The sequence below is a fragment of the Paraburkholderia sp. RL18-085-BIA-A genome (assembly GCF_046027075.1).
GTDB lineage: Bacteria > Pseudomonadota > Gammaproteobacteria > Burkholderiales > Burkholderiaceae > Paraburkholderia.
In genome coordinates this window covers 1-5,723 of the sequence record NZ_JARESU010000267.1, presented here as the reverse complement: position 1 = coordinate 5,723, position 5,723 = coordinate 1, and the positions used below count along the sequence as shown (strand labels likewise).

Genomic DNA, 5,723 nt, shown 5'->3' with positions numbered 1-5,723 from the left:
TTCGGTAACAAAGTCATCCAGGCACTCCGCAAGCAGTGTCACCTGCTTTCGATCGTCACCTTCTATGAATCGCTTCATCCGGTCACCCATGCTGAATGAGTTAATCCAGTCTAGGCGATCAGCTTGTTTTCACACAAGCTCGACCCGTTACCGTCATCCGAGTCGCCCGGGCGACGGTCGTTTTCGAAGTCCAACGGCCATCGCGGCGGTCATGCGCGGTTCCAATCTCGATTGCGTACGACAGCGGCGCCATGAAGCGCGCCATGGGGAGCATCCAGCCGGTAGAATGCTCGTCGAGCAGTCTGAGCAGGCGAGCTTCAAACGAACGTCAAGCAAAATCCATCGCAACGTCAGGAAGATAAGGGCGATGACTAAATACTATGTAATTCCTATAGATAGCGATTGCATCGGATATTTCGGAATCAAGGAAGCCACGAGCCCCTACGACGATACTCCCTGGTTTTGCGGTGGGTGCCCTCAGGCATTTGGTGGGAATGACCAAGGTGGAATTTCGGAAACGCTGTACAGGGAGACACTGGAAGAATCACATATGAAGGTCAGCTTGGTGCAAGGCGCCAGTTACTATAAGAAGGTTCATGAGCACAACGGCATGAACTTCTGGGTATGCACGAAGTTTTCCTATGAACCATCCAGCACATTGCCTAACTTCCTTAGGCGCCGTGAAGAGAAGTACCGAGAAACTACCGGGGCCGTCCTGAAAGTCGACATGGCGGAAGTTCCTACGACAAACCGTGAAGCCGCTGCGACTCGAGTGTTGCAAGTCTATTTCCGACGCACCGGAAGTAGGCCAAAGCCGCAGAGTATCAACCAGTCTTTGACGTCGGAGACCGCGGAGGCAATTAGAAAAGCAGCGGAGGTTGTCCAATCCGGAAGTTTGCCGTGATCGAAGACATCATTAGGCGTACCGCTGCCGCCGACCCGCGAATGTCAGGAAGGCAGTGTGTAACTGTCTCACCGGCAGCCGATAAGTGAACGTCGGGAAAGGCGGATTTAGGAGCGTTCGTAGTTGTCAATCGAACGGCCGGTTGCGGATGCGAAGCCAACGTCAGAATGTCCGAGCGATGACGCGTATGAGTGTCGCCTCATGGCCGGTCTCTGACTGACAGCGATCGGCGGCACGCTCCCCCCAAACAGCCATTCAAAATCCTCTATAGGGGCCGTTCGCAGCCGCTCGACATCGCTGCGCGTTCCCTGCAATTCTGGATCGGTGGGCCACTCATACCGCACGCCGCACGGTCGCCAGCGTTACGGCGGCGCCAAGCATCAGGAGCTGCGCGCCGCGCTCGTCGCGTTCATCACGATTGGCGAATGCCACGACCGAACGCGTGCCGTCATGGGCGATAAAGCGGAGGAGGTAAGGGCGGATTGCAGAAATATGTAAGGACTGCGAGGCGTTGGAGATACGGACCCGCGCGAGTGCGACTGACGACATGGTGACTTCCTTGAGGTTCGTTGAATTGCCACCTATTGAGGTATTCGAACTGAAACTGGCCCGCTAGCTGCCCGCGCGTCGAAATCAGCGCATTAATGGTGGTTGTATATCGCGGTCCGGTCGGCCATTGACACGCCCGGGCGTCCTGCTTCCGACGAACCACTTGCTACACCACCGTAACCACTTGTCGCGCCGTTCTGCGCAGCCACCCTGGCTTCGGCGGCCTGGATTCCAGCCGGATAGGTAGTGTGGTCGCCGTCGCCCACGTGATAGCCGGCCTTCTCGAGCTGGACGAGCTCGGCGCGCACTTGCGCACGGGTGACAGGCGCGTTCGATTGAGCGAACGAGACGGCCGGCGCGGCCAGGGCCGACGCGAGCGCGACGGCGGAAACGAGTGATTTGATGTTCATGGTGAAACCTCCAGTTATTAGTGTTGTCGGGTGCGAAACCGTTTACTGCGTTTGGTAAGCGCCGTCGCGCTGTGGTGAGCCGGGGTGCTGGGTGCTCAGACTGCGATGCTCGGGCGAGATACTTTTGGCAGCCAGCCTGCGCGTCCGAAATCAGCGCATTAATTGTGGCTGTACATCGCGTTCCAGTCGGCCATCGACACGGCCGGGCGCCCTGCTTCCGAGGAACCACTTACGACACCACCGTAACCACTTGCCGCGCCGTTCTGCGCAGCCACTCTGGCTTCGGCGGCCTGGATTCCAGCCGGATAGGTAGTGTGGTCGCCGTCGCCCACGTGATAGCCGGCCTTTTCGATTTGGACGAGCTCGGCGCGCACCTGCGCACGCGTCACCGGCCCGTTCGATTGTTGAGCGAACGAGACGGCTGGCGCGGCCAGGGCCGAAGCGAGAGCGAGGGCGGGAATGAGTGACCTGAGCATGGCGAAATCTCCAGTTGTTGGCCGCGAACGGCGATTTTTAGGTGTCGGGCAGTGTGCTGCGGCGACAACGGAAGTAAGTATAAACCCGTACTATTGATATAGTATAAATAATAGATTCTATCGATCGAATAGGCTGCTTCTAAAGCCCCATTAGCGGCGCCGGCGCTCGGCGCGTTGGGTGTTGCTATGGGCGCATGGATCACTGCACGTTATGGTCGCAAGGTCCGCCTAAAAATCGGCGATGTGGAAGTGGAAGCGCGCAGTATTGAAGAGGTTGATCAGCTGCTGCAGCGCGCTCGGGCGTTCAAGACAGCTCAGACAGAGGCCAACGATGAAGCGTGACCTGGACCTGATCCGCAAACTGCTGCTCCAGCTCGAACCCCGCCCGGTGCCGGAAACCGGCATCGAATGGCTTGCTTCTGAGGCTTGCCCGGTAACTGGTCGCAGCACCGCGGAGATTGGCTATCACCTGTCGCTGCTCGCGCAGTCGGGTTTTTGTTGATGCTGGTGGACCGGATGTCGGGATCCGACAGGGGGTGTCAGGGATCGCTTTTCGCGGCCTGAGCTGGGCAGGCCACGATTTCCTCGAGTCCGTGCGCAACCCCGACGTGTGGAACAAGACGAGGAAGGTGACCACGGCTGTCGGGGGTATGACGGTTCAACTGCTCGCGGACCTGGCGAAGGGGTTCATCAAGAGGCAAATTGAGGACCATACCGGTGTCAAGCTCTAGCCTGCTGGATCCCCGCACCACGACATTGCCGACGCTCGTCACGGCCGCCGGCGATTGTGCCGGGGTGCGCTTTCTCGAGTTCTTCGCGTCGGCGATCCGCGATCCGCACAAGCGCCGCGCCTATGCGCGCGCGGCCGGCGACTTTCTTGCGTGGTGCGCCGGCGCCGGCGTGACGGCCCTTATTGAGGTGCAGCCGCTGCACGTCGCGGCCTGGATCGAGCGGCAGACGCAGACCCATTCGGCACCGACCGTCAAGCAGCGCCTCGCGGCCATTCGCCACCTGTTCGACTGGCTCGTCAGCGGCCAGATCGTGCCGCACAACCCGGCCGCGTCGGTGCGTGGCCCCAGTCACACTACGAAAAAGGGCAGGACGCCGGTGCTCGATGCGAGTGAAGCGCGGCAACTGCTCGACCGTATCGATGTGACGACGCCGATCGGGCTGCGTGACCGCGCGCTGATCGCGCTGATGGTGTTTTCGTTCGCGCGGGTCGGCGCCGCGCTCGCGATGCGGGTCGAGGATGTCTACGTGCAGCAGCGGCGGCTGTGGGTGCGCCTTCGCGAAAAGGGCGGCAGGCGGCACGAGATGCCGTGTCATCACACGCTCGAGGCGTACCTCCACGCCTATATCGACGGCACCGGTATCGGCGAGGATCCGAAGGGCCCGCTGTTCCGCACGATCCGCCGCGGCGCCGGGAAGCTCAGCACCACGCGGCTGCCGCAGGCGAATGCGTATGCGATGGTGCGACGTCGCGCGCTCGCGGCCGGCATCGGCACGGCGATCGGCAACCACACGTTCCGTGCGACCGGGATCACCGCGTATCTGAAAAACGGCGGCACACTCGAGAACGCCGCGGCGATGGCGAACCACGCATCGACGCGCACCACCCAGCTGTACGACCGGCGCCACGATGACATCAGCCTCGACGAGATCGAGCGGATCCGCGTTTAATTATGTCGCAGTCCATATCAAATATGGCCGTCTCAAGTCGGCCATGAAGCGTCATTCGCACGCACCGTTGCTCGGAAGTTCAGACGTCGGATCCACCCCAGAAAGCGGCCACTCAATTCGCGACCATGAACGTTGCTTTATCGCCTTTGCATGGGCGCGCGGCGGCCCCCGCCGTTTCAATCGCAATCAGAGACGGCGGAGACGGAATGGCGTCCTTTGCTTGCAGGAAGCTGACCAACATCAGCCGTAACGCCATCCGCCCCTGTCTGATTTCGCAGTCGGGCACCTTCGCCGCGTCAGTCATTCGGGCTTGCTCGAGCGTCGTGGCACGAGCACCGTCCTGAAGGACCCGGGAGTCTTCGACAAGACCACCTGGTCGGTCATGCCCTGATATGTGCCCAGCGGGCCCCAGAGAGGGTGTTTGCTTGAAACATCCCTGTGTTGTTCGGACCATGCGGTCAGGGCCTTTATGAGTGACCGTCTGGTCTCAGTCCTCCAGACGCAGCCCGACCTTCAGCGTGACCTGCCAGTGCATGACCTTGCCCTCCTCAATGTGTCCGCGTGTCTCGGACACTTCGAACCAGTGCATGTTGCGCACGGTATTGGCCGCTTTGCTTAGCGCCACACGCACCGCGTCGTCGCTCGATTGCGTCGACGAGCCGGTGAGTTCAATCAGTTTGTATACGTGTTCCGACATCGGGTTCTCCTTGGTTTGAGGCGGACTACGTGGCATCGCAATGTGCCACGATATCCAGGCATGATGTACGCCGCGGCTTACTGCTGCTTTCGCGATCGCGCGAGCGCACGCGTGTCAACAACTTACGGACGGTCAAGGCCGCCGCTTACTGGGATTGCTCATCGATCGTCGGCTTAGGTCCTCACTGCGTCAGCCATTCGGGCTTGCTCGAGCCTCGTGGCACGAGCACCGTCCTGAAGGACCCGGGAGTCTTCGACAAGACGACCTGGTCGGTCATGCCCTGATACGTGCCCATCGGGGTCTCCGCCGTGAACAGATCGGGAGCGACATAGGCGTGCTCGTCGGAAGATCCGGCGGTCGTCCGGGCATAGTCCCTGTCGAAGATGCCGAGCGAGAACAGCCACAGCACGGTTCGGGTCAGAGAAACGGTGACCCGATAGCTGCCACCCTCGACCGCACGCCGGCGCAGCGCCGCGAGTACGCCGACCGTGCCGAGCCAGCCCACCACGTTGTCGACAATGGGGATGATCGGCGGCGATTTCGGACGCGCGAGCGTGCCTTCGACGGCGAACAGCCCCGAGACGGCCGCGCCGATTTCATCGAATCCCGGACGATACTTCCAGGGGCCCCTGGCGCCGTGAAGCAGGACACTGGCATGGATCAACCCAGGCTTCCTGCCGCAGAGCTCCTCGGCCTCGAGACCATGGCGTTCCAGATAGCCCGGACGCTTGTTCGCGAAGAAGACATCGGCATCCTTCAGCAGGAGATCGAATTTCGCGCGATCCTCCTTCGAGTAGTCCAGGATCGTCGAGCGCATTCCGACCTGAGTGTCCCACGCAAACGCCTCTATCTCGCTGTCGTCGAACGGCCGCCAGATGTTGAGGACATCTGCCCCGTGCAAAGCGAGGTCTCTCCCGATGGCCGCTCCGGCAATCACGTGACCCATCCCAAGTGCGCGAATGCCGTCCAGCGGACTGGTGCCCTCTTTCATCAAAGGGATCGGCTCA

General features: G+C 60.9%; 11 protein-coding genes. 5 read left to right on the top strand and 6 right to left on the bottom strand.

The genetic code is table 11. The features are described from left to right. The first annotated feature begins 211 nt into the window (after positions 1 to 211). Entirely contained in the window at positions 212 to 904 is a 693-nt protein-coding gene (locus tag P0D89_RS50590; RefSeq protein ID WP_408379287.1) for a hypothetical protein, read from the top strand. A 333-nt stretch (positions 905 to 1,237) separates the two neighbouring features. On the opposite strand, the gene P0D89_RS50585 is transcribed toward P0D89_RS50590, so the two are convergent. From P0D89_RS50585 to P0D89_RS50575, 3 genes are all read right to left on the bottom strand, one after another. Next, a complete protein-coding gene (locus P0D89_RS50585) occupies positions 1,238 to 1,453 on the bottom strand; it encodes a hypothetical protein (RefSeq protein WP_408370372.1) in 216 nt (71 codons plus the stop codon). 92 nt (positions 1,454 to 1,545) lie between these two features. Next, positions 1,546 to 1,857 carry a DUF4148 domain-containing protein gene (locus tag P0D89_RS50580; RefSeq protein WP_408370387.1) on the bottom strand — a complete coding sequence of 104 codons (312 nt, stop codon included), beginning with the start codon at positions 1,855 to 1,857 and terminating at the stop codon, positions 1,546 to 1,548. Positions 1,858 to 2,021: 164 nt separating this feature from the next. After that, a complete protein-coding gene (locus P0D89_RS50575) occupies positions 2,022 to 2,339 on the bottom strand; it encodes a DUF4148 domain-containing protein (RefSeq protein ID WP_408370374.1) in 318 nt (105 codons plus the stop codon). Positions 2,340 to 2,525: 186 nt separating this feature from the next. Between P0D89_RS50575 and P0D89_RS50570 the strand changes: the two genes are divergently transcribed. From P0D89_RS50570 to P0D89_RS50555, 4 genes are read left to right on the top strand one after another with little or no spacing between them, the layout of a single operon-like run. After that, positions 2,526 to 2,681, top strand: a complete 156-nt coding sequence (locus tag P0D89_RS50570; protein ID WP_408370376.1) for a hypothetical protein — start codon at positions 2,526 to 2,528, stop codon at positions 2,679 to 2,681. Beyond that, complete coding sequence (locus P0D89_RS50565) at positions 2,671 to 2,841, top strand: DUF2513 domain-containing protein (RefSeq protein ID WP_408370377.1); 171 nt, start codon at positions 2,671 to 2,673, stop codon at positions 2,839 to 2,841. Before P0D89_RS50570 ends, P0D89_RS50565 begins: the two co-directional genes overlap by 11 nt. Before the next feature lie 34 nt (positions 2,842 to 2,875). Continuing rightward, positions 2,876 to 3,070, top strand: coding sequence for a DUF2513 domain-containing protein (locus P0D89_RS50560; protein WP_408370378.1), 195 nt, complete (start codon positions 2,876 to 2,878; stop codon positions 3,068 to 3,070). Then, positions 3,057 to 4,019: a tyrosine-type recombinase/integrase gene (locus tag P0D89_RS50555; RefSeq protein WP_408370380.1), complete on the top strand. Its 963-nt coding sequence runs from the start codon at positions 3,057 to 3,059 to the stop codon at positions 4,017 to 4,019. The genes P0D89_RS50560 and P0D89_RS50555 overlap by 14 nt, the downstream gene beginning before the upstream one ends. A gap of 112 nt (positions 4,020 to 4,131) precedes the next feature. On the opposite strand, the gene P0D89_RS50550 is transcribed toward P0D89_RS50555, so the two are convergent. From P0D89_RS50550 to P0D89_RS50540, 3 genes are all read right to left on the bottom strand, one after another. Next, on the bottom strand, positions 4,132 to 4,323 hold the full coding sequence (locus P0D89_RS50550) for a hypothetical protein (protein ID WP_408370382.1): 192 nt from the start codon (positions 4,321 to 4,323) through the stop codon (positions 4,132 to 4,134). Positions 4,324 to 4,506: 183 nt separating this feature from the next. Then, entirely contained in the window at positions 4,507 to 4,716 is a 210-nt protein-coding gene (locus P0D89_RS50545) for a dodecin (RefSeq protein WP_154562295.1), read from the bottom strand. A gap of 181 nt (positions 4,717 to 4,897) precedes the next feature. Then, on the bottom strand, positions 4,898 to 5,723 hold an 826-nt coding region (locus P0D89_RS50540), incomplete at its 5' end, for a CoA transferase (RefSeq protein WP_408379285.1).